Here is a 24,625-nt window from a genome sequence, read left to right as displayed (position 1 = left end):
GGTCGGCGCGGATCGCGCCGACCGGTTTTTCCGGACGCGAGGACTAGACGCCGGGTGAGACCATGGGACTGAGCAGCGCTCTAAACACCGCCTTGATCGGGCTTGGGTTCAACCAGCGCCAGCTCGATGTGACGGCGGGCAACATCGCCAATGCCGGCAATGTCGGCTACACGCGCAAGTCCATCAGTGCGTCCGCTGCCTATGATGGCAACGGGCGCATTACCGGTATCGATGTCGACAGCATGCGGCGTTATCTCGACGTCGCGGTGCAGGGGCAGTATCGCACCTCGCTGGCCGAGAACCAGTACGCGTCCGTCTCGCAGCAGTATCTGTCGCGGGTGGACACGATGTTCGGCACCATCGGCGATGCCGGGTCGCTGTCGAATTCCTACAATCAGTTCGTAGCCTCGATGTCGAACCTGGTTTCGGGGCCCGAAGACTATTCCAACCGGCTCGAAGTGCTGCGCATGGCGGAGCAGCTCGCCGGCAAGCTGAACGCGATGTCGAGCGACATCCAGTCGATGCGCCAGGAGGTCGAATACCAGATCTCCGACCAGGTCGACCGGGTCAACGAGTTGCTCGGCGACATCCAGAAGCTCGACCGCCAGATCGTGGCCTCGTCGCAGGACGGCACCTCTCCCGTCGGCCTGATGGACCAGCGCGACATGATGCTGGAAGAGCTGTCCGGCTATATCGACATCACCGTCAAGCCGACCGAGCAGGGCGGCGTGCGCATCCACATGGGCGGCGGCACGCTGCTCTACGATGTCGACGTGATGAAGCTGAAGTTCGACGCCCGCGGCAGCGTCAACGCCAACGCGCTCTACTCGCTCAACTCGAACGATCGGGGTGTCGGCACGCTGGTCCTGGAGAATTCGGAAGGCAGCCAGATCGACCTCCTGTCGACGCGCACGCTGCGCAGCGGCTCCATCGCCGGCCTCGTCAACATGCGCGACGAGGCCCTGGTGCACGCGCAAAGCCAGCTCGACGAGCTGGCGGCATCCGTGGCGCGGGCCTTCTCCACCCACGAGCAGCAGGGCACGCCCTACGAGACGGGCGGCGTGCAGACCGGCTACGAGGTGGACCTCGCCAACCTGCAGCCCGGCGACAATCTGAGCTTCGAATACAAGGACGTTGCGACCGGCCGCACCAAGTCGGTGACGATCTACCGAAGCGACGGCCCCGTGCCGCCGGCGCTCACCGGGACCAACGATTCCAACGATATCTTCCTGGCCGTCGATTTCTCCAGCGGCGACTACAACACCATTGCCGGCAACATCCAGACGGCGCTGGACGGAGATCCGCGCATCGGCGCCGGCGTCTTTTCGGCGTCCAACCCCGGCGGTTCGACGCTTCGCCTGGAGAGCACGGCGCCAGCCAGCCAGCGCATCGAAGGCCTCAGCGCCTTCGAGACGGCGAGCGGACCCTCGGCCTATGGCGACGCGTTCTCGCTCTTCGTGGACGATGCGGGCAAGCCGTTCACGGGCATCTCGGACGGCCGGCCCAATGTCGGCGGCTTCGCCTCGCGCATTCGCGTGTCGGCGGACCTGCTCAACGATCCCTCGCTGCTCGTCCAGTACGCCCCGGATGTCGCCAGCGGCGACACCACGCGGCCGCAGTCGATCCTCGACAAGCTGACGAGCACGTCGACGGCCTTTTCCCCCGGCACCAGGATCGGCGGCGCAAGCTCCGTCTTCAAGGGCTCGATCGCCGATTTCGTGACGGCCAGCGTGTCCCACCAGAGCGGCCGCGCCGCGCAGTCCAAGGCGGCTCTTGCCGGCCAGGAGGTGGTGACCGCCAATCTGAAAACCCGTCTCGACGACAGTTCGAAGGTCGATGTCGACCAGGAGCTGGCACAGCTCGTCACCCTGCAGAATGCCTATGCGGCGAACGCCCGGGTCATGCAGGTCGTGCGGGAACTCTATGACATCCTGATGCGGAGCTAGCGAGAGCGATGGCGATCAACCCTTACTCAAACAGCTTCAACATGCCGCGACAGGTCAGCTATCTGACCACGTTGCGCGCGCAGATGGACGACCTGCAGCGGCAGCTCGGCACCGGCCTGAAGTCGCAGACCTATGGCGGGCTCGGCTCGGAGCGGGTACTCGACCTGTCCCTGCGCCAGCAGCTCAGCTCCGTCGGCGTCTACAAGCAGACCGTGCAGATCGCCGGATTGCGGCTCGACACGCTCGACAAGACCAGCGGCCGGCTGGAGGCGATCCGCGTCGAGTCCAAGGCCTCGACGGACCGCAACAATTTCGAGCTGTTCAGCAATGGCCGGACGTCGTCGCAGACCTCGGCGGAGATCTCGCTGCGCGAATTCATGGCGCACCTGAACACCGATGTCGGCGGGCGCTACCTGTTCTCCGGCAAGACGGCGGACACGCTGCCGGTGCAGAGCCTCGACTACGCCCTTGCGGGCGACGGCAACTATGCCGGCCTCAAGACGGTGATCAGCGAGTACAACCAGGCGGATCTCGGCGCGCTCGGCAACGGGCGAACCACCACGGCGGTGGCCGGCACCACGGCGACGCTGTCCGAGGACGGCGCGCATCCGTTCGGCTTCAAGATCGACAACGTCTCCTCGGGCCTCAGCAACGTCACGGTGACCCAGACGGCAGGGCCCCCGGGGTCGCTCGACGTGGACTTTGCCGGCCAGCCCGAGCCGGGGCAGGGCATGCGCATCTTCATGAACCTGCCGGACGGTACGAGCACCGAGATCACCATCGGCGTCGAGGGCGGCCAGGACGATCCCGAGTTCACGTTCCAGCGCGGGGCAACGCCGGCCGACACGGCGGCGAACTTCAAGGCGGCCCTCGACAACGCACTGCAGACTGTGGCCAGCACGGAGCTGAAAGCCGCATCGACCATGCGGGCCTCGGAAACCTTCTTCGACACCGCTCCCAAGTCGCCGGCACCTCCTGGCTATCTGCCGCAGGCGCGGGTGGTGCCGAATGCCGGCGACTTCACCACCGCGACCTCGCTGCGCGACGGCACCGCAGACACGGTCTCCTGGTATGTCGGAGACAATTCCGATACGGATCCGCGCACCGACATGCGCGCGACCATCGACGAAAACCTCACGGTTGGTTACGGCGCACGCGCCAACGAGGAGGGATATCGCCAGGTGGTGCAGGCGCTTGCGGCCTTCGTGGCTACCGACTTCTCGGCCTCGCAGCCGGAGAACCAGCGGTTCTACCAGGCGATGGCGGACCGTTCGAACGCGGTGCTGACGCCGGATGGCGCAGAGGCGTCGGGGATCCGCCAGAACCACATGGAATTCGCGGCCGTGCAGCGAACCCTGGCCGATGCCAAGGAACGCCACCGGATCGAGGAAGGCGCCCTCAAGCTGATGGTCGAGGGGATCGAGGGCGTCAACGACGAAGAGGTCGCTGCCCAGCTTCTCACCCTGCGCACCAACCTCGAGGTCAGCTATCAGGCGACCAGCATGACGATGAAGCTGTCGCTGGCGAACTACCTCTAGGTCAGATCAGGCAGGCGCCGGGCTCGGACTGGCCCGGCAGCGTTCAGGTACTTGCATGAAGAAAAACCCGGCGAAGGTTTCGCCGGGTTTTTCTGTATCGGGAGAGCGTTTCCAGAGGGGCTGGCAGCCGTGGCAAGGGGCCATGCCGGAAACGCGAAACGCCGGCGCGAGGCCGGCGTTCGAAAGACTTGGAAGGCCGCCTTGACGGCGCGCCTTGCGTCAGGTGCCCCGCAGGCCCTGTGCGATGTTGCGGTTGATCTGGATCAGCGTGGTCAGCCGCTCGGGGCTCGGATTGGTCATCACGTCGAGCGTGTGCTTGAGGATGAACGCGCCGAGCGAGCCGAGGTTCTGCTTGATCTCCACCGGCATCGGGTTGTCGTTGCTCGTCACCGACGTCGCAAGGATCGTCCAGAGGCGACGATTGTAGGACAGGGCGTCGTCCAGCGTCACCAGACCGTCCTCGTTGCCCCAGTCGTCCTTGACGGCCTGCAGCCTAGCCGCCGCCTTGAGAAGCAGCGTGGCCTCCAGCTCGCGCGGGCTCACGGTCGATTGCGTCGTCTGCTGATATGCTGCGGTGGCCAGATTGTGCATGTGCGATCAGTTCCCGTTCGTACTCGACCAGTTCCTTTGCCCGTCGCAAGGCAGCGTAGAGAGAACCAGTTAAGATCTCATTGTTGACGGCATCGATCAGGCCAATGGTGCTCGGTGCTGCTTGAATGAAGTCGTTGATCAGATCGAAATAGACCTTCCTGTGCCGCTCGATATCCTGATTGAGATACATGAGCTGCACCGCAAGATAGATCCGTTTCGCGGGCGTATTCGCAGTCTCCGCGGTGTAGATGTCTTTCTCGCGCAGGATCGGTTCATTGCCCTCGATGAAGATATGCGTACGGTGGTCGCCGTTGGTGATCACGGTCGAGCCGACGATAAACCTTTCCTTGGGGCGTAGTTCGATCTTCAGTGCCATGGTCGAATACTCTCATAGCGCCGTGATTCAAGCAAGAATTTAAGCGCTTCCAGAATAAAAAAGGCGGCAGGAGACCCCGCCGCCTGGAAATATTTGCCTAGTATTTACCTTAGAACAGACGCAGCACCGCCTGATCGGCCTGCGAGGACAGCGACAGCGCCGTGGTGGACAGCTGCTGGCGGGTCTGCAGGGCGAGGAGGTTGGCGCCTTCCTCGTTGGTGTCGGCCAGCACCAGGTTGTCGGCGCCGGTCTGCAGCGTGTTGATCGACGACTTGGTGAAGTCCTTGCGGATCTGCACCGTCGACAGGCTGGAGCCGAACTTGGAGCCGGCCTCGCGCAGGGTGATCAGCGCCTTGGAGAGCTCGTCGAGCGCCTGGTTGGCCTCGGTATCGCTCAGGCTCGACACGTTGGTGATGCTGAGGCCCGAGGAGGTCAGGTCTTCGCCCTGAAGCTTCAGCTCCGACTTCGTCGCCGCATCGCGCTTCTCGTTGAAGGCGACGGTGAGCTTGGAAGAGGAGTTGTTGATCAGGTTGATGCCGTTGAACGAGGCGTCGGCAGCGAGCTTGTCGATCTGGCCCAGGATGTTGTTGAACTGCGACACCAGCTTCTGGCGGGTGGAAGAGTTCGCGGCCGGGTTGGCGCGTGCAGCGATGATCAGCGAGTCCATGTCGCCGGCCGAGGCACCGTTGGTGAACGAGACCGAGGTCTCGCCCGGGTCGGTGTAGTCGCCGTCGGCCGGGGTCGACAGGTCGATCGAGGTGTTGGTGCCGAAGCCGAGCGAGGCCGCCAGCGACGTCTGCTGGGTGGTGGCCGTGTTGCCGTCGCCGTCGTTGTCGTAGATGTTCAGGAAGAGATCTTCCGCGTCGGAGGCGGTGACCTTCAGCTTGCCGGCGTCGGTGACCTCGGCCGTGGCAACACCCGAGGCGTTGATGACGTCGAGCACGTCCTGAACGGTCGAGACCGGGCCGGTGCCGTCCGTCTTCTGCGTCGTGCCGATGGTGATCGAGATGCCGGCGATCGCGCCGTTGCCCGTGTTCGCGGTGGACAGCTCGATCGTGTCGCCGTTGGTGAAGCCGAGGTTGGACAGGGTCTGACGACGCGCCTGGTCCTGGATCGATTCGCCGGCGACAGGGGTCAGGCCGTTGGTCGAGATCGACGAGGAGCTCTCCACCACGGTGCCGGAGCCGGCGGAGCCGTCCTGCAGTGCCTGGCGGGCGGTCGACTGGGCGCTCTCCACCAGCTTGGTGATCGCGGTGATGCCGTTGTCGGCGGCTTCGATCGTCTTGATCGCGTTGCCGATACCATCGAGCAGGTTTGTCAGGTCCTTGGCGCGGGCCGACAGCGACTGCGAGGTGAAGAAATTGGTCGGATTGTCGAGGGCCGAGTTGACCTTCTTGCCGGTGGCGAGACGGTTCTGCGTGGAGGCCATCATGTCGGCGGTGTTCTGCAGCGTCAGCAGGTTCTGGCGCACACCGGCGGAGAGAGTGATGTCAGACATTCGGAAATCCTTTCGCACCGCCTGGCAGCCAGGCGCATCTCATCCTGAGAACGCATTAATATTTGGCGCGAAATTCCTAACGAGTGGTTAACCATGTCGCATATCGCGATGAAAATGTTAGGGATTCAAAAAGATAGTTCGAAAACGAAAAACGGCGGGCTTTCGCCCGCCGTTCTTTGATTCGCGGTGTTCCGGATCAGAACAGACGCAGCACCGCCTGATCGGCCTGCGAGGACAGCGACAGAGCCGTGGTGGACAGCTGCTGGCGGGTCTGCAGGGCGAGGAGGTTGGCGCCTTCCTCGTTGGTGTCGGCCAGCACCAGGTTGTCGGCACCGGTCTGCAGCGTGTTGACCGCAGCCTTGGTGTAGTCCTTGCGGATCTGCACCGTCGACAGGTTCGAACCGAACTTGGAGCCCGCCTCGCGCAGGGTGATCAGGGCCTCGGACAGTTCGTCGAGCGCATTGTTCGCCTCGGTGTCGTTCAGGCTCGACACGTTGGTGATGTTGAGGCCCGAGGAGGTCAGGTCTTCGCCCTGCAGCTTCAGCTCCGACTTCGTCGCCGCATCGCGCTTCTCGTTGAAGGCAACGGTCAGCTTGGAGGACGAGGAGTTGATCAGGTTGATGCCGTTGAACGAGGCGTCGGCAGCGAGCTTGTCGATCTGGCCCAGGATGTCGTTGAACTGCGACACCAGCTTCTGGCGGGTGGAGGAGTTCGAGGCCGGGTTGGCCTGGGTGGTGATCGTGAAGGTGTCGGCTGCACCGGCGGAGCCGCCGTTGGTGAAGGTGACGCCGGTCTCGCCTGCGTCGATGTAGTCACCATCGGCCGGGCTCGACAGGTCGATCGAGGTGTTGGTGCCGAAGCCGAGCGAGGCCGCCAGCGAGGTCTGCTGGGTGGTGGCCGTGTTGCCGTCGCCGTCGTTGTCGTTGATGTCGAGACGCACGGTCTCCGAGTCGGAGCCGGTGATCTTCAGCTTGCCGGCGTCGGTGACCTCGGCCGTGGCAACGCCGGAGGCGTTGATGACATCGAGCACGTCCTGGACCGTCGAGACCGGGCCGGTACCGTCCGTCTTCTGAGTCGTGCCGACGGCGATCTGGATCGAGGCGACGCCACCGGTGTCGGTGTTCGTCGTCTGCAGGGTGATCGTGTCGCCGTTGGTGAAGCCGAGGTTGGACAGGGTCTGGCGCTTGGCCTGGTCCTGGATCGATTCGCCGGAGACCGGCGACAGGCCGTTGGTCGAGATCGACGAGGAGCTCTCCACCACGGTGCCGGAGCCGGCCGAGCCGTCCTGTAGGGCCTGGCGGGCGGTCGACTGGGCACTCTCCACCAGCTTGGTGATGGCGGTGATGCCGTTGTCGGCGGCCTCGATCGTCTTGATCGCGTTGCCGATGCCGTCGAGCAGGTTGGTCAGGTCCTTGGCGCGGGCCGACAGCGACTGCGAGGTGAAGAAGTTGGTCGGGTTGTCGAGGGCCGAGTTGACCTTCTTGCCGGTGGCGAGACGGTTCTGCGTGGTGGCCATCATGTCGGCGGTGTTCTGCAGCGTCAGGAGGTTCTGACGCACACCGGCGGAGAGAGTGATATCGGACATTCGGAAATCCTTTCTGGCTGCCCAAAGCTGTGCATGGCCTCGTCCTGAGGCTCGCAGCCAGATTGGCGTCGAAAGGCTAAATTAGGGTTAACAGCTTCTTGCCTCCATTCTCAATTTGCTTGTGCTTCCAACAGGTTCGTTAACCATATCGAAACCGCCACGAAAAAGGGCGGCGAGTCGCGACCCGCCGCCCTGTTTGTCGAGTTGCCTTGCGGCTGGCGTCTTAGAGCAGACGCAGCACGGCCTGGTCGGCCTGCGAGGACAGCGACAGCGCGGTCGTGGACAGCGACTGGCGGGTCTGCAGGGCGAGGAGGTTCGCGCCTTCCTCGTTGGTGTCGGCCAGCACCAGGTTGTCGGCACCCGTCTGCAGGGTGTTGATCAGGTCCTTGGTGAAGTCCTTGCGGATCGTGACCGTGTTGAGGTTCGAACCGAAGGTCGAGGACGTCTCGCGCAGGGTCGACAGGGCGTCGCTCAGCTTGTCGAGGGTGGCGTTCGCCTCCGCATCGCTCAGGCTCGAGACGCTGCCCAGGCCCATGCCCGAGGAGGTCAGGTCCTTGCCGCTGATCGACAGCTCCGACTTGTTGGCCGCGTCACGCTTCTCGTTGAAGGCGACGGTCAGCTTCGAGGACGAAGAGTCGATCAGGTTCACACCGTTGTACGACGAGTCGGCCGCCAGCTTGTCGATCTGGCCCATGATCTCGTTGAACTGCGACACCAGCTTCTGGCGCGAGGACGAGTTCGAGGCCGGGTTCGCCGTCGTGGTGATCGAGAAGGTGTCGGCTGCACCAGCGGACGCGCCGTTGGTGAAGGTGACTTCCGTCTCGCCGGCGTCGTTGTAGTCGCCATCGGCCGGGCTCGAGAGATCGACCGAGGAGTTGCTGCCGAAGCCGAGCGAGGACGCCAGCGAGGTGGCCTGCGTGGTGGCGGTGTCGGCGTCGCCGTCGTTGTCGCCGATCTGCAGGTTCACCGTCTCGGTGTCGGAGCCGGAGATCTTCAGCTTGCCGGCGTCGGTGACCTCGGCAGTGGCAACGCCCGAAGCGTTGATGACGTCGACGGCGTCCTGCACCGTTGCAACCGCGCCCGTGCCGTCAGCCTTCTGGGTGGTGCCGACGGTGATCGCGATCTCGGAAACGGCACCGGTCGTGGTGTCGGTCGTCTGAACGGTGATCGTGTCGCCGTTGGTGAAGCCGAGGTTGGACAGGGTCTGGCGCTTGGCCTGGTCCTGGATCGTCTCGCCCGAGCTCGGCGTCAGGCCGTTGGTCGAGATCGACGAGGAGCTTTCCACCACGGTGCCGGAACCGGCGCCGCCGGCCTGCAGGGCCTGACGAGCGGTCGACTGGGCGCTCTCCACCAGCTTGGTGATGCCCTTGATACCGTTGTCGGCAGCTTCCAGGGTCTTCGTCGCGTTGGAAATGCCGTCGAGCAGGCTGGACAGCTCGTTGGCGCGCGAGTTCAGGTTCTGGGAGGTAAAGAAGTTGGTCGGGTTGTCGAGGGCCGAGTTGACCTTCTTGCCCGTGGCCAGACGGTTCTGCGTCTGGGACATCATGTCGGCAGTCTTCTGCAGCGACAGCAGGTTCTGGCGGACGCCAGCGGAGAGAGTGACGCTCATTGGGGTGTACCTTTCTGGTAACAGCTAACGCAACGCATCCTCGTTGCCTGCCCAACCTACGTCGCCGTTTCAGAATCATTCGTAAAAACAAGTGGTTAACCGGTGTTAAGGTAAACGACTGGTTACTGCCTGACGCAGGGTCTCGCATCTTGCGACAGGTCCTTAAAATTGCTCGCCGAATCACGCCGAAACGGGGATACTGATCGAGTGCTTCGAGGGCCGCCGCCGCTGAACCGGCGCCGGCCTGCCTCTCCCGCCGGTTAAGGGATTGCCGTGCGGCGAGGGACGGACAGCGAAACCCGCAAGCGCATCACGCCGCCACGGCCTGTGCAGCGTTTGCCGCGAGCCCGAAAAGATCGCGAGATGAACCTCTTTACATTCGACAGGTGCACGGTCGTCGCCGAGATCGGCATCAACCACAACGGCAGCATCGACCTGGCGCTCGAGATGGTGCGTGCGGCGCATCGTGTCGGCTGCGACGCGGTGAAGTTCCAGAAGCGCACCGTCGACGTCGTCTACACGGCCGAGGAACTGGCCAAGCCGCGCAAGTCGCCCCTCGGCGAGACCAATGGCGACCTGAAGCGCGGGCTGGAGTTCGGCCGCAAGGACTACGAGCGCATCGCGGCGCTCTGCGCCGAGCTCGGCATCACCTGGTACGCCTCGCCCTGGGACGAGGCATCGGTCGATTTCCTTGTCGCGCTGGACGTGCCCTATCTGAAGCTTGCCTCGGCCTCGGTGACCGACCGTGCGCTGCTGGTGCATGCGGCACGCACCGGCGTGCCGCTGCTGGTCTCTACGGGCATGTGCAATCTCAAGATGGTGGAAGCGGTGGTGGAAACCATCGAGGAGGCCGGCGGCGAGATCGCCTGCCTCTACCATTGTACCTCGACCTATCCGGCGCTGCCGGAGGAGATCAACCTCGCCGGCATCTCGACCCTGCGCGAGCGGTTCCCGCATCTCAAGATCGGCTATTCCGGTCATGAGGACGGCATCCTGCCGAGCATCCTGTCGATCGCGTTCGGAGCCGTCTCCGTCGAGCGGCATTTCACCCTCGACCGCACGATGTGGGGTTCCGACCAGTCGGCCTCCATCGATGTCGCGCAGGTCAAGGAAATGATCGCGGGCATCCGCCTTGCCGAGAAGGTGCGCGGCGATGGCGTCATCGACATCTATTCCCGCGAGCGTCCGGTGATGGAGAAGCTGCGCCGCAAGGACACGCTGGCCTCGCTGTGATGGCCGGATCGTGACCGCCGACCGCATGCGACCGCTCTCCGTCCTGCATCTGGCCTCGTTCGTGGGAAACCTCGGCGACAACGCCATGCATGACGGGGAGTATCGCACCAGGGCCGAGGACTTGCCCTGGGCGCTCGACCATCGCCCCTGCGAGGTGCGCGATTTCATCCACTGGCGACGCCGGGCCTTCGACGAGACATTCGTCGCGGAGGCGAACGAGGCCGACCTCGTCGTGGTCGGCGGGTTCAGCCTGTTCCAGCTCTGGCGAGAGAACACCTCCTCCGGCACCTATCTGGAGGCCGGTCCGGAGCTGTTTGCGGCGATCCGCCGGCCGGTCCTGTTCCACGGGCTGGGCGTCGATGCGACACGCGGCGTCAGCCCGGTGGCGGTGGCGCGGACCAGAGCCTTCCTCGACGAAGTGCTCGGCTTCGAGCATTGCCGCTTTTCGCTGCGCAATGACGGGTCCGCCGAGTTCATCCGCGATCATCTCGGGCCGGCTTATGCCGATGCCATGCAGGTGGTGCCGGATGGAGGTCTGTTCGCCGAGCCGGAGCCCTGGCCGCATGCCGGCCTGCCAGAGGGCAGCCGCTTCATCGCCGTGAACCCTGCCGGCGACATGCCGGACAAGCGCTATGCGAGCGCGGACGGCGAGGATCTGACGGAACGCTTCGCCGCAGCGATCGCATCGGGGATCGAGGACCTGCTGGCGGCCGACGAGACGCTCACTTGTGTGTTCGTTCCTCACATCTATAGCGACTTCGGGCCTATCGGTTCGGTTCTCGAGGCGCTCGACGACCGGCTGCGGCGCGAGCGCGTGATCGTTGCCGGACTGGCGCAAGGGGAGGGCGGCTGGTCCGCCAGCTTCGATCTCTATCGCCGGGCCTCTGCCGTCATCGCCATGCGCTATCACGCAGGGCTGGCCTCCATCGGCTTCGGCGCGCCGGTCTTCGGCATTTCCACGCATCACAAGATCGCCGGCCAGTTCGCCGCAATGGGTCTCGCCGACCGTTGCCATGCCTTCGACGGGCAAAGCGACCTGGCCGCGCTGTTTCAGGCGGTTGCGCGAGATCTGGCCCAGCCGACGGCAAGCATCGCGCGTTTGGCTGCTGCCAAGTCGCGCGAGCGGGAAGCCCTGAATAACTATCATCACGACCTTGCCGTCTGGCTGTCGTCGCGTGCGGAGGGCCTGGCGTGACCACGATCATCGACCGCTGCCTCGCGCTCTACGGATCGGACGACTATTTCGTGCCTTATCCGGCCCGTGTGGCGGGCGAAGAATACTGGGACGAAAAGCGCGATCCGGACGGGCGGCTGCGCGACATCGCCTCGGAGCGTGAGATGCGCAAGGCGGACCTGGCCTATATCGCTAGGGCCGTGAATGCGCGGGCTCCGGGCCGGGTGGTCGACATCGGCTGCGGTCTTGGCGAGTTGCTGGAGCAGATCGACCCGCGCCACGAGCGGATCGGGCTCGACCCGTCCGAGAAGGCGGTGGAGACGGCGGCTGAGCGCAGCGGCGCCGTGACGGTCCGCGGCGTGCTGGAACCCGGGCGCTTCGAGCCGGCCTCCTGCGACACCTTCGTCGCGCATCATGTGATCGAGCATGTCGACGATCCCGTGGCCCTCGTCCGGCTGGTCCATGAAGCGCTCCGTCCCGGCGGGCTTTTCGTGGTCGGAACGCCGAATTTCGCCAGTGCTGCAGCTCGCCTCTTCGGCGAGCGCTTCCGCTTGCTCCACGATCCGACGCATGTCAGCCTCTTTACCGATGACTCGCTGATGCGCCTGCTGAGGGACAGCGGCTTCCGGATCGCCTCGGTCGAGTACCCGTTCTTCGGGACGCGGTTTGCAACGCTCGAGGCCTGGGAGCGGATGCAGGCGCCGGACAGTGGCGTGTCGCCGGCTTTCTGGGGCTCCTTCGTGACGGTTTTTGCGGAAAAGAGATGATGACCTGTGATGCGATCGTGCTTGCACGCGGCGGTTCGAAGGGGATCCCGCGCAAGAACCTCGTGCCGGTATTCGGCAAGCCGCTGATCGCCTGGACCATCGAGGCGGCGCAGGCGGCCGGCTTCGTGCGCGACGTGATCGTTTCGACCGACAGCGAGGAAATCGCCGAGACTGCCCGTGCGTTCGGCGCCAGGGTGCCCGTGCTGCGGCCCGAGGAGTTTGCGACCGACACGTCGCCGGCCGAGGCCTCGCTGCATCATGCGATTGCCCATATGTGCCGGGACGAGAAGCCGCATTCGGTGCTGTTTCCGCAGGTGACCTCGCCGGTCAGGCGCAAGGACACGCTGGCCGATGCCTTCCGGCATTTCACGGACGGGGGCTACGACTCGCTGTTTTCGGCAAGGCTCATCCGCAACTACATCTGGCGCAACATGCCGGAACCGCAGCCGCTCTACGATCCGCACAACCGCTTGATGCGGCAGCAGATCCCGCCGCAAGACCGCTACTATCGCGAGACCGGCAACTTCTACCTGTTCCGCACGGAGAGCTTCGAGCAGACGGGCTGCCGCCTGACCGGGCGCATCGGGTTCTGGGAAACCAGCGACGAGGAAGTCGTCGAGATCGACGAGCCGCAGGACATTGCCGTCGCCGAGCTGATGCTGGAGCGGCTGGAGCGCAATCTCGCGGTGCACCCCATTCAGATGTGAGGGCTTGCGGCCTCGACTGCCGTCATCGGCCGGCAAGCCAGCTGCGAAGGCCTGCGACCAGCTGCGGCACCACATCGGAGGCCGGGCGCATGGGATCCAGCCGCAGATAGCGCGTCGCCGGGGCCCAGGGCGGGTTGTCCTGGCCGAGCAGGATCGTGCCGGTGACCGGGCCGAAACGCCATGTCGGCACGCCGAGCGCGCCGGACATGTCGGCGACGGAGGTGTTCGCCGAGATGACCAGATCCATGCAGGAGGTCAGAGCGGCAACGGTCTCCAGATCGTCGAAGAGATCGAGATCGTCCCAGCGATGCAGGGTGAACGCCGTTTGCTCCTGAAGGGCGGCGATCTCTGCACTGCGGTCGGTATAGTCGAGAAGGACGAAGTCGACGTCCTCGATGGCGAGCAGCGGCAGCAGGTCTTCCAATGCGAGATAGGAGCGGCCGCGCTGGCCCGCGCGGTTGCCGCTGGTCCAGGACAAGCCGACCTTCGGCCGCGATCCGCCGAGCGGTGCACGTGCCCGCAGGGCCGCGACCCGCGCTGGGTCGGCCGTCAGGGATGCTGTACTCTTCGGAAACGAGGCAATGTCCGGGCGCAGCAGGGCGGGCAGGCCGCCAAAGGCGCATTGAACGTCGAAGTCCTCGCCGCCCAACAGGGCGTTGAGACCCTCGTGACTGCGCTGGCGCACGGTCACTTGCGGAAAATTGCGCGCCAGCAGCGGGACGAGTTTGGGGTGGCACTCGACGATGAGCCGCTCCGCCTGTTCGGCCAGCTCCGCGAACATCGACGTGGACCGCAACACGTCGCCGATGCCCTGGTCGTCCCAGATCATCAGCGTCTTTCCGGCCAGAGGCTCTCCCTGCCATTTCGGGCGCGAGAAGCGGCGCTGGATCAGCCCCTTGAGATTTGCCTCGACGCGGCGCTCCGCCAGCTTCCAGCCGCGCGCTAGATCGCCATCGGCAAGACAGGCGAGGCCGAGCGTCATCGCGCTTTCGTGGCGGCCGGGTTCGATGGCAAGCGCCCGTTCCAGTTCCTCGACCGCCTCGGGGAAGCGGCCGAGGTGATAGAGCGCCTTGCCGCGCAGCAGGCGAGCGTCGCTGCCCTCGATGCGAAGGGCGAGCGCCCGGTCGGTCTCGGCCAGCGCGCCGGCATAGTCACCGACGCTCCAGAGCGCATTGGCAAGGCTCAGGCGGTAGGTCGCGTCGGTCTCAACATCGAAGGCCGCCGCGCTGCCGGTGAGCAGCTCCAGAGCTTCGCTGCCGCGGTCGAGCAGGTTCAGCGCGTCGGCAAGGCTGAGCAGTGCGATCCGGTGGCCGGGCGCCGCCGACACGGCGAACTGCAGCACCCTGACGGCTTCCTCGTGCTTGCCGGCAAGGATCAGCGTCTGGCCGAACTCGACAAGAATATCCAGATGATCGGGCAGGGCATCGGCTGCCGCGCGCAAGGCCGTGTCGTAGGCGGCCAGCGCCTCGGGCAGCCGGCCCGTCTGGCGAAGCAGCCTCGCCTTGCGATGAAGCAGCGCCGGGTCGACCGAGGCTTCCGCTGCCTGCGCGACGGCGGCGAGCTGTGCATCGGTGTCGCCGAGCGCGTCGAGCGCATCGGCGAGATTGATCCGGTAGCGGGGCTCGTCCGGCGAGAGGGAGATGGCGCGCTCGAACAGGGCGACAGCGCGCTTCGGATAGCCTTGCTCGAGAAAGCACAGGCCGAGCAGGCTCGTCGCTTCGGCGTTGCCGGGGTCCTGCTTGAGGAGCTTTTCGTAGATCGGGCGGGCGCGGGCAGGCTTTCCCTCGCGCTGCAGCAGCAGCGCCTTGCGCATCTGGTCCAGGGTCGTCTGGGGGGAGGGAGGCATGCGCGTGTCCGGCTCAAGGTGGGTGAGCGCGGACTATAGCCGATTCGAGATGTTGTGCGGGTTGCCGGCGGGGCGAGAGGGCGCCCCGCGCCGTGCTAGAGACTGCGGCTGAATGCGAGGCCGGTCATGTCTTTCTGGGTGGTCTCGGCAAACGCCCTGCGCAGCCGCAGGAGCGACTCCTCCGGGATCTGCTGCACCACTTCGCCCGTGGTCATGTCGACCGCCCTGAAGACGATGGAATCCGTGACCTTGTCGCGAAATTCCTCGCGCTTGATGTTGGCTTCCGCCTTGGCGAAGTTGTTTTCCGCTGCCGGGCGGCTCGCGGCCGTTTCGCTTGCCGGCTGAACCGACTTTTCCGGTGGCACATCGGTGCGGGCAGCCGGTGATGCGCTGGCCTCGGAGGGCTTCGGCGCTGCCGGTGTCGGCGTATAGGCCACAGTCCTGATAGGTGTCGCTTCCATTTGCTTACCCCTCCACCGGACAAACCCGTAAAGGCCGCGCGCCCGGCTTCAACGTTGGTCGTTGAGCATCTCGCCTTTCATTCGCTAACCTTTTTCAGGTCCTTCGATATGCAGGTCGTTCCATCCAATTCAGGAGGATCAACTTCCATATCATGGCAAGCATCTTATCGGAAAACTGTGAATCCCGCGTTAATGAATTCGTTAGATTTTCCGGCTGACGCGGTCTGATCCCGATTCGTTCTGTCAGGGTTAACGGCTGGGTGGACAGCCTCGGCCCGAAGCGGCAACGCCGCCCGCGCGAGAGCGCGGACGGCGTCGGGAATTCTTCGGTCTGACGCAGAGGAAGTGGCGGGGTCAGAGCGCCCGGTTCACCGCGATGCCGTCGGCAAGGGCCGGCGAGCGCGGCGCGCTGCCGCCGGGGCCATAGGTGGACGGGGCACGGGTGCTTGCCGCCCCTTGCGCCACCTTGCGCAGCAGATTGTCGGCAACCTCTCGCGCGGTCGCCAGCACCGCCAGGTTGATGCGCAGGACGGGCTGGAACTCCGCGTGGCGCCGCTTCAGCCGGTCGACGGCCTCGGGCGCCAGGTTGCCGAGCGAGGTCGTCTGGTCGCGCACGAAGGTCATGCCGCGCATGTAGATGCTCACCAGCTTCGCCTTCTCGGGCTGGAGGTCGCCGGCGGCGTCCAGCTTGCCGAGGCGGACGAGTTCCGTCTCGCGCTCGATGACGGCCAGCAGGTCACCCATCGCCGCCTCGAGGCGATTGCAGGTGGCCTCCGCCGCCTTGCGGTCGGCTATCGCACCGGAAAAGAACTCTGGGGCAATTTCTGCGAGCTGTTTGGTGTCGAGGCTCATTGTCCGGCCGTCTCCTGAAGGGAAAGAAGTTCTCGCTGGACCGCGTCGGCGATGCCGATGCCGCCGGCCTTGGCGATGGTGTTGGCGTATTGCTCGACCAGCATGCCGCTCCAGGCTTCGGAGCCGCTGTCGCTGCCCCAGGTGCCGCCTTCCTCGAGGCCCTCGAACATCGTCTGGAACATGGTGTTGAGGAACACGGCCTCGAACTGTTCCGCGTTTTCGCGGGTCATGGCGGCAGGATTTGCCGGGTTGGCGTTGGCGGCGTTGCCCTTGGCGGCGTAGCGGCCATGGGCGCTGGCGAGAACAGTGTCGATGCCGGGCATGCTCATCACATCAGCTCGATTTCTGCCTGGAGGGCTCCGGCGGCCTTGATCGCCTGCAGGATGGAGATCATGTCGCGCGGGCCGATGCCGAGGGCGTTGAGACCGTCGACCAGCTGCTGCAGCGTCACCGACTCCCGCACGACCGCCAGCTTGTTGTCGCTCGCATCGTCGACAAGGATGTCGGTGCGCGGCTCCAGCGCGGTCTGGCCGTTGGCGAAGGGCAGCGGCTGCACCACCGTCGGGCTCTCGGCGACGGTGACGGTCAGGTTGCCCTGTGCAATGGCGACGGTGGAAACCTTGACGTTCTGGCCCATGACGATGATGCCGGAATTCTCGTCGATGACGATGCGGGCGGGCAGGTCCGGCTCGATGATCAGCTGTTCGATGTCGGTGAGCAGGTCGACGATATTGCCGTTGAACTGGCGCGGCAGGTCGATGCGGACGGTCGCAGGATCCAGCGGTTCGGCTGTCGGCAGGCCGATCAGCTCGTTGACGGCCAGGGCCATGCGGCGCGCCGTGGTGAGATCCGGATTGCGCAGGGCGAGGCGCAGGCTGGTCATCGATGCCAGCTTGAAGTCGATCTCGCGCTCGACCAGCGCGCCGTTGGCGATGCGCCCGGACGTCGGGACACCGCGCACCACCGAGGCTGCATCGCCCTGGGCGGAGAAGCCGCCGATGGCAAGCGGGCCCTGTGCGATCGCGTAGACCTCGCCGTCGGCGCCGAGCAGCGGGGTGACCAGAAGCGTGCCGCCCTGCAGGCTGTTGGCATCGCCAAGGGCGCTGACGGAAACGTCGATCCGGGTGCCCTGGGTAGAAAATGCCGGGAGGTTGGCGGTGACCATGACGGCGGCCACGTTCTGGGTGTTGAGGTTGAAGCCGCGGGTGTTGACCCCGAGACGCTCCAGCATCGCTTCCAGGCTCTGGCGGGTGAAAGGTGCGTTGCGCAGGCTGTCGCCGGTCCCCTGCAGGCCGACGACGAGGCCGTAGCCGATAAGCTGGTTGTCGCGGATGCCTTCGAAGTCGGCAATGTCCTTGATCCGCGAGGCGGCGCTGGCGGGGCTCGCCAGCGTCACGACGAGCGCGAGCGTCCAGGCCAGGCAGAGAAGCTGCAGGAGGCCGGAGAGGCGTGAAAGGAGGCCGGTGAGGGTCATTCTTGCGTGTCTCGATCGCTCGGCGGATGACATGGGCTGCGTGCCCGCGTTTCCTTATGCGAGTGCCGTGCCAGAATGTCTGTCAGTGTGATAAATTTCTTATCTATCTGTTTTTAATTATAAAAATTGATTTTCCTTTCCTGTTTCGCGCCGGTTTGAGATGATCTCCGCCGGCTTGCCCGGCAGGATTTGCCGGGTCGTTAACGCTTCGTTTACCAACTCGGAAAATTGTGTAGCCTTGAGAGTTCCTCCAGCAGGACCCGGTTTTCGACCATGAGAATTTCAGGTTACGCGCCCCTGTCCGGGGTCGGCGGACGAAATCAGAAGAAGCGGACCGACGGTTCGGGCTCGAATTTCGACCTCGGCGGCACGGGGCGTTCGGAAAGTGCCTCTTCCACCGGGTCGGCGGGCGGTGTGTCCGGCCTCGACGCGCTGCTGGCGCTGCAGGAGGTCGACGACCCGTTGACCGGCCGGCGCAAGGCGAAGGCGCGGGGTCACGACCTGCTCGACACGCTCGAGGGGATGAAGGCCGATCTCCTGGCGGGTCGGATCTCGCCGGAGCGGCTCAACCGGCTTGCGATAATGCTCGAACGGCGGAGCGACAGCGGCGATCCGGCGCTGGAGAAGGTGATCGACGAGATCGAGCTTCGCGCTAAAGTGGAGCTGGCAAAGCTGGGACTGTACGGTAATTGAACGCCCGCTGATGCCGCGTGATCGGGCCGAACTTGTGCCGAAAACACGGGCAGTCCGTCTAAGTACATGAAAAACATCACAGAAATTTGGCGCACTTTTCCACGTCGGTGACGTTGTCCATCGCCCGCAGGATCGCTATATTCCGCGCGGCCTAACGGGAGCCGGAGTAGGACATGACGGTTGAGCTGGATGCCGAGTATCGTCCCAGCGAGGACGAGACTTTCATGAACGAGCGTCAGCGCGAGTATTTCCGGAACAAGCTTTTGCGGTGGAAGGAAGAGCTCCTAAAGGAAAGCCGCGAAACGCTGACAAACCTCCAGGAGGAAAGCCAGAACCACCCCGATATCGCCGACCGGGCGTCTTCCGAGACGGATCGCTCGATCGAGCTCAGGGCCCGCGACCGCCAGCGCAAGTTGATCGCAAAGATCGATGCGGCGCTGGAGCGTATCGCGGACGGATCTTACGGGTACTGCGTCGAAACGGGCGAGCCGATTTCCATCAAGCGGCTGGAAGCCCGTCCCATCGCAACCCTGTCGCTTGAAGCGCAGGAAGCCCATGAGCGCCGTGAAAAGGTTTATCGCGACGATTGATGCCAGCCCGGCCAGACCGGCTGCATTCGTCTGACCAACTTGCAAGGCCCGGCACAGTCCGGGCCTTTTCATTTTCCGCTTCAGGCTGCGGCTTTCGCACGGCGTTGCCGTCCCGATCTTCATGTCTCGTTAACACCTTGTCGTCGACCGCTTTAAGAGTTCGAAAAGCTGCGACGGATAAAGATGACGCATAGGAATTTTTGCGTCATTCAAGTGTGGCGGTTGGGGCATGATCGACGTCATCATTCTCGTGGACCAGGACAACGCCGAACCGGCGTTCGGCAGCGCCTTGGCGCTGGCCTACAAGGTCGCGCGTATTCCGCTTGCGGCGGCAAATGCATGCCGGCTTGCAGAGGCGCGCGTGGTCATCCTCCACAGCTCCCTCCGCCGGCAGAGCGAGGTCGCGCTGCTGGCGGCCGGCCTCGACGAGGATCGGCGCAAGCGGGATACGATCTATGTCGCCCCGGGCAGCGACCGGGCCGGGCTCGTCCAGGCCGAGGCACTGGGGATCGAATGCGTCATCCCGAATTTCCGCCCGCCCGCGGACATTCATTCCGCCGTGCAGTCGATCCTCAACCGCAATCTGTCGACCCATCTTGCCGGCCGTTCGCCGCGTGTCGCCAAAGCCGTCGAAAACGGCGATATCCTCTATCGCCAGCTCGGTGCGGCAATGCGTGCCGACCGGCCGCTGCCACCGGAAATCCTCGGGGCGACCGCCCGTGCGATCAGCGAGGCGACGCGACGGGAGGGGCTGGCCGGATGGCTGGATGCGGTCAAGCTGCACCACAGCGGTACCTGCCGTCACATGCTGAGCGTTGCCGGCAACGGCAGCGCGTTCGGACAGTTTCTGGGCCTGCACGACACCGATATCGCGATGATCACCGAGGCGTGCCTGCTGCACGACGTCGGCAAGCTGTTCATTCCGATCACCGTGCTGGAGAAGGATGGCCCGCTCAGTGCCGGGGAAAAACGGGTCATCAATACCCACCCGGCCCGCGGAGCCTTCGCGTTGCAGCGGGGCGGACGCAGCGCGGTCGAACTGATCCAGGCCGTGCGTGACCACCACGAGTATCTCGATGGCAGCGGCTATCCAAACGGGATCAGCGGCAGTTCCATCGGGCCGTTGACCCGCATCGTCACCCTTGCCGACATCTACAGCGCGCTGACCGAAGAGCGCTCGTACAAGGCGGCGATGCCGCCACGCCAGGCCATCGCCATCATGAGCGAAATGAAGGGCAAGCTGGACGATCGCCTGTTCGCGGCCTTCCGTTCGATGGTGCTCGAACCCGTCTTCGCGACCAATCGCGGCGGGCGCGAGGAGGCGCGGGGTGTTCGGGCGCCGTGCCTGAAGAGCGGTCGACATCCGCTCGACCGGCCCGGTCAGGAAAATGCAGCCTGAGACGACGGGAATTCTGTTGCCGGGGACGGCGCCTCCATCGATAGCCGGGCGAGAAGCAAATGCGGCGGGCACGGGTCCGCTGGGGAGCGGGGGGATCCCGTGCCCGCCTGCCGTCCGTGCTTGGGGAGCTTAGAGCGGCTTGGGGAGGGGAGGGGTTCGCGGCGCCTTCTTGGGGAGCCGGGCCGCGAACCGAAGGGCGACGTCAGAACGGCAGGACGATGTCGAGCACCTGGGCGCCATAGCGCGGCTGCTGCACGTCGGTGATTTGCCCGCGGCCGCCATAGCCGATGCGGGCCTCCGCGATCTTTTCGCTTTCGATCGTGTTGTTGGCGGCAATGTCCTCCGGGCGCACCACGCCGGCGACGATGAGTTCGCGAACCTCGAAATTGACCCGCACTTCCTGGCGTCCTTCGATCACCATGTTGCCGTTCGGCAGGGTCTGGGTGACGACGGCCGCAACGCGCGTCTGCAACTTTTCCTGTCGGTCCACCTTGCCGCTGCCCTGGAAGGTCGACGCGCCCTCGGCCGATGCCAGGTTGTCGGCGCTGGTGCCGCCCGGCAGCAGGAAGGTGTTGATCGCCGCGCCGACGGCGCCACCGGTGCCGGAGGACGACGTGCCGGTACGGCTGCGCTGGGTCTTGTTGTCGAACTCGGCCTTGTCGGAGATCGTCACCAGCACGGTGAGGATGTCGCCGACCCGGGCTGCACGCTGGTCCTTGAAGAAGGCGCGCGCGCCGGACCGCCACAGGGAGTTCGAGTTGTAGTGGTCGGACTGGGGCGTCGGCATCGGCATCTGCACCGGGCGGTAGCCGGCCGTCGTCGTCGGATCCTGGATCGCCGAGAGGGCAGGGGGCTGCCCGATCTGCGACAGCTTGTCGGCGGTGCCGCAGGCAGCGGTGGCAAGCGCCAGCGAGACGGCCAGTGCGGGCTTCATGAAGGTCATGCGAGGAGCCATCAGTTCGTCTCCTGGAGCTGTGCGAGGCGCTGCCGTGCGAAACCGACCTCGACCTGGTCGCGTGCGCGGACGATCCCCGAAACGGTACGGCGGGATTGAAGGTTGAGGACGTCGATGACGTCGCCGGCGGCGCCGTTCGACATGGCCTGGCCGACGGTGGTCAGCGTCATGCCGGCGGCCTGGTAGACGAGGGTGACCTTGGCGCCGCGGCGCACCAACACCGGCGGTTCGAAGTCGGCAGAACGCAGCGGTCGGCCGGCCTGGAGGGCCTGACGGGCCGACTGGCCGATCACCTGGGCAGGATCGGTGATCTGGCGGGCGGTCCGGCGATTGCCGGGAACGCGCTGGGGCTCGATGTCCGAGGCGGTGATGACGGTGCCGCGTTCGATCGGGCGCGCTGCCACGTAGACTTCGATCATCTCGCGGGCGACGCCGGTCAGGCGCAGCGTGGTGGTGCCCTCGACCGTGCGGATGCGCAGGGTCGTGGACAGGCGGCCCGAATAGCGATCCCAGGCGAGGTCCGCGACGCTGATCGGCTCGACCCGGCCGGCATCCGCCAGCAACGGGCCGCGGAAGCCGATCAGGGAGACGTCGAGCGTTTCGGCTTCCAGGTCCGGTTCGCGGTCCAGCAAAGCGTCGCGCACGGCCTGGGTCATTTCGTGCTCGCCGACGGTGATGGCGAGACGCTCGACCACGACCTGGCGCAGGCCGTCGGTGCCGGCTGCGGTGTAGCCGGCCTCGCGGGCGCGTTCGGCGACCATGTGAGCCGGCACGGTGCCGCGCGTGCCGGCATCGGGTGCACGGAAGAGCGGCGTTCCTGCATGGGCACCGGCATCGGGGTAGAAATCGCCGACGGTGACGATCGGGCCCGTCACGGCGACTTCCGACCGCAGCGTGCCGGCCAGCACCGGAAGGGCAGAGGCGGCGGCCAGCGCGGCGGCGAGGAGGAACTTGGCGAACATCGCGGATATCCTTCCGGTCAGCCGGCGCGTCAGCGCAGGTTCGAAGTGGTGGCGGACATTTCGTCTGCCGCCTTGATGATGCGGGAGTTCATCTCGTAGGCGCGCTGGGCGGCGATCAGATCGGAGATCTCGCTGACCGCTTCCACGTTCGCCATTTCGAGATGCTTCTGCATCAGGTCGCCGAAGGCGGCCTCGCCCGGATTGCCGACGATGGCCGCGCCGCTGGATTCCGTCTCCAGGAACAGGTTGTCGCCGATGGCTTCCAGACCCGACTTGTTGATGAAGCGGGCAATCTGGATCTGGCCGAGCACCTGTACGGCGTTGTTGGCGTCCAGAACCTGGACCTGGCCGTCGTTCGAGATGGTGATGTCGCGGGCGTCTTCGGGAATGACGATGCCCGGCAGAACGGAGTAGCCGTCGATGGTAACGAGCTGGCCGTTGGGGTCGCGCTCGAAGGAGCCGTCGCGGGTGTAGGCGGTGCTGCCGTCCGGCATCTGGATCTGGAAGAAGCCTTCGCCGCGGATCGCGACATCCAGTTCCTTGTTGGTCGGGGCCAGGTTGCCCTGGCTCATGATGCGGGCGGTCGAGGCGGTCTTGACGCCCGAGCCGATCTGCACGCCGGTCGGCACGATGGTGCCGGTGGCGGAGGAGTTCGTGCCCATGCGGCGCAGGTTCTGGTAGAGCAGGTCCTGGAAGTCGGCGCGCTGGCGCTTGTAGCCGGTGGTGCGCATGTTGGCGACGTTGTTCGAGATGACCTCGACGTTCAGCTCCTGGGCGCGCATGCCGGTCGCGGCGATATGAAGTGCCTTCATGACGGGTGTTCCTTCTTCCGCTTCGCTCAGGCCTGGACGGAGCCGAGGCGTTCGATTGCCTTGCGCAGCAATTCGTCGCCGTCAGACAGCATCTTGGACACGGTCGTGTAGTTGCGGGTGACTTCGATCATCCGGGTCATCTCGACGACGCCGGAGACGTTGGATTTCTCGATGGCGCCCTGCTGGACGCGCACGCTCTCGACAGGCAGCGGCGCCTGGCCGGAGAACAGGTTGTCTCCGACACGCTCCAGCGTCTGCGGATCGTCGAAGCGGACGACACGCAGGCGTCCCTTGACTCCGAGTTCGGTGGAGACGGTCCCGTCCTCGGCGATGGTCACGTCGCCATCGTCCGCGGTGAAGACGAGAGGTCCGCCCTCGCCCATGACGGAGCGTCCGTCGGCGGTGACCAGCTGTCCGGTCGCATCGAGGTGAAAGGCGCCGTTCCGGGTGTAGCGCTCTCCGGCAGGATCGCCGACGACGAAGAAGCCTTCCCCTTCGATGGCGACATCGAAGGTGTTCTGCGTCAGCGAGATCGCTCCGGCCTCGAAGTCCGAGGAAGCGGAGTAATCGAGGACATAGGAATACTTCTGGTCGGGGCGCTCGAAGGACGAGGCCTCGGCCACCGGCATCAGGTATTCCTCGAAGAGCAGACGCTGGGACTTGAAGCCCGTCGTGTTCATGTTGGCCAGGTTGTTGGCCACCACGCTCAACTGGTTGCGCAGGGCTGTCTGGCGCGACAGCCCGATGAGCAGTGAATTCTCCATAACGTACCGTTCCTGTGCTCCCCAGCGAACATCCACCCTCCCCAGAGCGGATGCTCGTTAACCCTGTTGCAGGGAGCGTGCCAGTTGCTGCCGCGTTGATTTGATTGATTTTTTTGTTTTGGGCGGCGTGCCGGGCGGCAGGTTTGTCCCCGTCGATGGTTACCGCCCGGCAAAAATTGCCGCATTTTGCGAGGCGTTAACGGTTCGGTAACCTCTCGTTAACCATTGTGGCTTTAGAAATTAATCATACGCGCGGGAGGGGCAGCGCAGAGAGGTTAACCCACCATGACGGCGGATGCGGATGCAGCCGAAGCCGGCGCCCCGGAAGAGGGAGCCGGCCGGTCGAAAAAGAAGCTGTTGATCTTCGGGGGCGCAGGTCTCGTCCTGCTGGCTGCCGTCGGGGGCGGTGCCTACTACTTCCTGATGGGCGGCGGCGAGTCGGTCGCGCCGGACGGAACGGCGCCCGATGCCGCAGTCGAGCAGCGTCCTGCGGTCTTCTTCGACCTGCCGGAGATGACGGTGAACCTCTCGAGCGAGGGGCGCGCGACCTATCTGCGCGTGCGCATCTCGCTGGAAGTGTCCGACCGCGAGATGGTGCAGAAGATCGAGCCTTACCTGCCGCGCATTCTCGATGCCTTCCAGGTCTATCTGCGCGAGCTTCGTCCGGCGGACCTTGAAGGGTCTTCCGGTTTGTTCCGACTCAAGGAAGAGTTGCTGCGACGCATCAACACGGCGGTTTATCCGGCCCGCGTCGAAGGCGTGCTCTTCAAGGAAATCCTGGTCCAGTAAGGTC

24 protein-coding genes are annotated in these 24,625 nt (G+C 65.0%); 10 read left to right on the top strand and 14 right to left on the bottom strand.

Translation table 11 applies throughout. From position 1 onward, the window contains the following. Positions 1–62: 62 nt before the first annotated feature. Together flgK and BBX35_RS05780 are read left to right on the top strand one after the other, a co-directional pair. A complete protein-coding gene (gene flgK / locus BBX35_RS05785; protein WP_067217052.1) occupies positions 63–1,946 on the top strand; it encodes a flagellar hook-associated protein FlgK in 1,884 nt (627 codons plus the stop codon). An 8-nt stretch (positions 1,947–1,954) separates the two neighbouring features. Next, positions 1,955–3,484, top strand: a complete 1,530-nt coding sequence (locus BBX35_RS05780; RefSeq protein ID WP_083206036.1) for a hypothetical protein — start codon at positions 1,955–1,957, stop codon at positions 3,482–3,484. Positions 3,485–3,703: 219 nt separating this feature from the next. Here the strand turns inward: BBX35_RS05780 and flaF are convergent, their stop codons facing one another. From flaF to BBX35_RS05755, 5 genes are all read right to left on the bottom strand, one after another. After that, on the bottom strand, positions 3,704–4,027 hold the full coding sequence (flaF, locus tag BBX35_RS05775; RefSeq protein WP_244271561.1) for a flagellar biosynthesis regulator FlaF: 324 nt from the start codon (positions 4,025–4,027) through the stop codon (positions 3,704–3,706). Continuing rightward, positions 3,978–4,451, bottom strand: coding sequence for a flagellar biosynthesis repressor FlbT (gene flbT, locus BBX35_RS05770; RefSeq protein WP_067217049.1), 474 nt, complete (start codon positions 4,449–4,451; stop codon positions 3,978–3,980). Before flbT ends, flaF begins: the two co-directional genes overlap by 50 nt. Before the next feature lie 109 nt (positions 4,452–4,560). Beyond that, positions 4,561–5,949, bottom strand: coding sequence for a flagellin N-terminal helical domain-containing protein (locus BBX35_RS05765; protein ID WP_067217046.1), 1,389 nt, complete (start codon positions 5,947–5,949; stop codon positions 4,561–4,563). A gap of 196 nt (positions 5,950–6,145) precedes the next feature. Next, the gene (locus BBX35_RS05760; RefSeq protein ID WP_067217045.1) at positions 6,146–7,534 is read right to left on the bottom strand and encodes a flagellin N-terminal helical domain-containing protein; all 1,389 of its coding nucleotides are present in this window, start codon (positions 7,532–7,534) and stop codon (positions 6,146–6,148) included. Positions 7,535–7,757: 223 nt separating this feature from the next. Then, a complete protein-coding gene (locus BBX35_RS05755; RefSeq protein ID WP_067217042.1) occupies positions 7,758–9,143 on the bottom strand; it encodes a flagellin N-terminal helical domain-containing protein in 1,386 nt (461 codons plus the stop codon). Positions 9,144–9,506: 363 nt separating this feature from the next. On the opposite strand from BBX35_RS05755, the gene BBX35_RS05750 reads away from it, so the two are divergent. From BBX35_RS05750 to BBX35_RS05735, 4 genes are read left to right on the top strand one after another with little or no spacing between them, the layout of a single operon-like run. Beyond that, positions 9,507–10,376 carry an N-acetylneuraminate synthase family protein gene (locus BBX35_RS05750; RefSeq protein WP_067217039.1) on the top strand — a complete coding sequence of 290 codons (870 nt, stop codon included), beginning with the start codon at positions 9,507–9,509 and terminating at the stop codon, positions 10,374–10,376. 10 nt (positions 10,377–10,386) lie between these two features. Further along, positions 10,387–11,571 carry a polysaccharide pyruvyl transferase family protein gene (locus BBX35_RS05745; protein ID WP_067217033.1) on the top strand — a complete coding sequence of 395 codons (1,185 nt, stop codon included), beginning with the start codon at positions 10,387–10,389 and terminating at the stop codon, positions 11,569–11,571. Then, positions 11,568–12,317 carry a class I SAM-dependent methyltransferase gene (locus tag BBX35_RS05740; protein ID WP_067217031.1) on the top strand — a complete coding sequence of 250 codons (750 nt, stop codon included), beginning with the start codon at positions 11,568–11,570 and terminating at the stop codon, positions 12,315–12,317. Before BBX35_RS05745 ends, BBX35_RS05740 begins: the two co-directional genes overlap by 4 nt. Then, positions 12,314–13,024: an acylneuraminate cytidylyltransferase family protein gene (locus BBX35_RS05735; RefSeq protein ID WP_083206035.1), complete on the top strand. Its 711-nt coding sequence runs from the start codon at positions 12,314–12,316 to the stop codon at positions 13,022–13,024. The genes BBX35_RS05740 and BBX35_RS05735 overlap by 4 nt, the downstream gene beginning before the upstream one ends. A 22-nt stretch (positions 13,025–13,046) precedes the next feature. Here the strand turns inward: BBX35_RS05735 and BBX35_RS05730 are convergent, their stop codons facing one another. From BBX35_RS05730 to BBX35_RS05710, 5 genes are all read right to left on the bottom strand, one after another. Then, positions 13,047–14,870, bottom strand: coding sequence for a tetratricopeptide repeat protein (locus BBX35_RS05730; RefSeq protein WP_067217027.1), 1,824 nt, complete (start codon positions 14,868–14,870; stop codon positions 13,047–13,049). A gap of 95 nt (positions 14,871–14,965) precedes the next feature. Then, positions 14,966–15,331 (bottom strand): flagellar protein FlaG, encoded by a 366-nt coding sequence (locus BBX35_RS05725; RefSeq protein WP_141687818.1) that lies wholly within the window; start codon positions 15,329–15,331, stop codon positions 14,966–14,968. A 354-nt stretch (positions 15,332–15,685) separates the two neighbouring features. Next, positions 15,686–16,183 (bottom strand): hypothetical protein, encoded by a 498-nt coding sequence (locus BBX35_RS05720; RefSeq protein WP_208979766.1) that lies wholly within the window; start codon positions 16,181–16,183, stop codon positions 15,686–15,688. Then, on the bottom strand, positions 16,180–16,512 hold the full coding sequence (locus BBX35_RS05715) for a rod-binding protein (protein ID WP_208979765.1): 333 nt from the start codon (positions 16,510–16,512) through the stop codon (positions 16,180–16,182). The genes BBX35_RS05720 and BBX35_RS05715 overlap by 4 nt, the downstream gene beginning before the upstream one ends. Further along, positions 16,512–17,657 (bottom strand): flagellar basal body P-ring protein FlgI, encoded by a 1,146-nt coding sequence (locus tag BBX35_RS05710; protein ID WP_083206034.1) that lies wholly within the window; start codon positions 17,655–17,657, stop codon positions 16,512–16,514. The genes BBX35_RS05715 and BBX35_RS05710 overlap by 1 nt, the downstream gene beginning before the upstream one ends. Positions 17,658–17,930: 273 nt before the next feature. Here BBX35_RS05710 and BBX35_RS05705 point away from each other — a divergent pair, with 273 nt between their 5' ends. From BBX35_RS05705 to BBX35_RS05695, 3 genes are all read left to right on the top strand, one after another. Further along, complete coding sequence (locus BBX35_RS05705) at positions 17,931–18,350, top strand: flagellar assembly protein FliX (protein ID WP_067217024.1); 420 nt, start codon at positions 17,931–17,933, stop codon at positions 18,348–18,350. A 173-nt stretch (positions 18,351–18,523) separates the two neighbouring features. After that, positions 18,524–18,940, top strand: a complete 417-nt coding sequence (gene dksA / locus BBX35_RS05700) for an RNA polymerase-binding protein DksA (RefSeq protein ID WP_067217022.1) — start codon at positions 18,524–18,526, stop codon at positions 18,938–18,940. Between the two features lie 229 nt (positions 18,941–19,169). Beyond that, complete coding sequence (locus BBX35_RS05695) at positions 19,170–20,339, top strand: HD-GYP domain-containing protein (RefSeq protein ID WP_067217020.1); 1,170 nt, start codon at positions 19,170–19,172, stop codon at positions 20,337–20,339. 202 nt (positions 20,340–20,541) lie between these two features. On the opposite strand, the gene flgH is transcribed toward BBX35_RS05695, so the two are convergent. From flgH to flgF, 4 genes are read right to left on the bottom strand one after another with little or no spacing between them, the layout of a single operon-like run. Beyond that, on the bottom strand, positions 20,542–21,294 hold the full coding sequence (flgH, locus tag BBX35_RS05690) for a flagellar basal body L-ring protein FlgH (RefSeq protein ID WP_067217019.1): 753 nt from the start codon (positions 21,292–21,294) through the stop codon (positions 20,542–20,544). Continuing rightward, a complete protein-coding gene (gene flgA / locus BBX35_RS05685; protein WP_067217017.1) occupies positions 21,294–22,256 on the bottom strand; it encodes a flagellar basal body P-ring formation chaperone FlgA in 963 nt (320 codons plus the stop codon). Before flgA ends, flgH begins: the two co-directional genes overlap by 1 nt. A 29-nt stretch (positions 22,257–22,285) precedes the next feature. Beyond that, the gene (flgG, locus tag BBX35_RS05680; RefSeq protein WP_067217016.1) at positions 22,286–23,068 is read right to left on the bottom strand and encodes a flagellar basal-body rod protein FlgG; all 783 of its coding nucleotides are present in this window, start codon (positions 23,066–23,068) and stop codon (positions 22,286–22,288) included. Positions 23,069–23,094: 26 nt separating this feature from the next. Continuing rightward, complete coding sequence (flgF, locus tag BBX35_RS05675; RefSeq protein ID WP_067217015.1) at positions 23,095–23,832, bottom strand: flagellar basal-body rod protein FlgF; 738 nt, start codon at positions 23,830–23,832, stop codon at positions 23,095–23,097. A 285-nt stretch (positions 23,833–24,117) separates the two neighbouring features. On the opposite strand from flgF, the gene BBX35_RS05670 reads away from it, so the two are divergent. After that, complete coding sequence (locus BBX35_RS05670; protein WP_067217014.1) at positions 24,118–24,621, top strand: flagellar basal body-associated FliL family protein; 504 nt, start codon at positions 24,118–24,120, stop codon at positions 24,619–24,621. Positions 24,622–24,625: the final 4 nt, after the last annotated feature.

Origin of the sequence: Stappia indica (assembly GCF_001696535.1) — a bacterium.
In the GTDB taxonomy this organism is placed as follows: domain Bacteria; phylum Pseudomonadota; class Alphaproteobacteria; order Rhizobiales; family Stappiaceae; genus Stappia; species Stappia indica.
Note: the sequence above shows the minus strand (reverse complement) of the source record. Positions and strands in the feature narration are given on the sequence as shown.